Below are 783 nucleotides of genomic sequence, written 5' to 3'. Positions count from 1 at the left end.
CTTACCTGCGACAATCTGGCGCTTGCGGCATCACGTGCAATGCTGTCTCTGCAATTCCAATGTGCCGCAGCGATCTATGAGCGCATAAAGGCACTGGACCTGGAGCTAAGCGAGCTAGATCGCGAAGCATTTGAGCTCGGCGAGGAGATTAGCGAGATGATGGTCGCCGCAAATTTGACGGACGCCGACGTTGCCCGGCTAGCAGATCTGGCTGGTGAGGTTATGCGAAGCCATAGAGTCACTAGGGATGATACGTCGGGTATTTCGATGTACGACGGTGATGATGGGTTGCCATGCCTATGCAGCTCAGTACATCTCGCTGTTTCCTATGAGGAAGCTAGTGACATGAATTTCGAGCTGGCGGAGCTGGTCGCTAACGCCACTCCGTCCCTATCCCCCAATCGCTACATCATTCGATTTGTTGGCCGCGATGAGCATAACGCCTGAAGAATTTCTGAAATTTGCCGAAGAGGCCGTTAATGACGCGAACGCAACCGAGTTCGACTACCGAAACTCGGCTAGCCGAGCGTATTACTCCGCGTTTCATTGCTGTTACTCCGAGAAGCAACGCTGTCCCGGCCTGACGGACAATGATATTGCTGGCTCGCATGACCGCCTGTACGAGCGCTTCCATAAATTGACTCCGCTTACCAGCCCGGTCAATACAAAGCTGAAGAAAATGGCTTACGTCGCCAAAATGATGAAAGCCATTCGGCATGATGCGGATTACAAAATACATATGCCATTCCTGAAGCGGGAAGCGCAACAGCAAATCTCCGATGC

The 783-nt window shown here is 52.5% G+C and carries 2 protein-coding genes; one reads left to right on the top strand and one right to left on the bottom strand.

What is annotated here, in order from left to right; translation table 11 throughout:
- The coding region (locus AT959_RS07780) for a hypothetical protein (protein ID WP_205629865.1) at positions 1 to 447 on the top strand (447 nt) is incomplete at its 5' end.
- Here AT959_RS07780 and AT959_RS21075 read toward each other — a convergent pair.
- Positions 410 to 783, bottom strand: a 374-nt coding sequence (locus AT959_RS21075) for a hypothetical protein (RefSeq protein WP_169795458.1), incomplete at its 5' end; no start/stop codon positions are given. The two genes, AT959_RS07780 and AT959_RS21075, sit on opposite strands and share 38 nt — an antisense overlap.

The sequence above is a fragment of the Dechloromonas denitrificans genome (assembly GCF_001551835.1).
Lineage (GTDB): Bacteria > Pseudomonadota > Gammaproteobacteria > Burkholderiales > Rhodocyclaceae > Azonexus > Azonexus denitrificans.
This window is presented reverse-complemented; position numbering and strand designations above follow the sequence as displayed.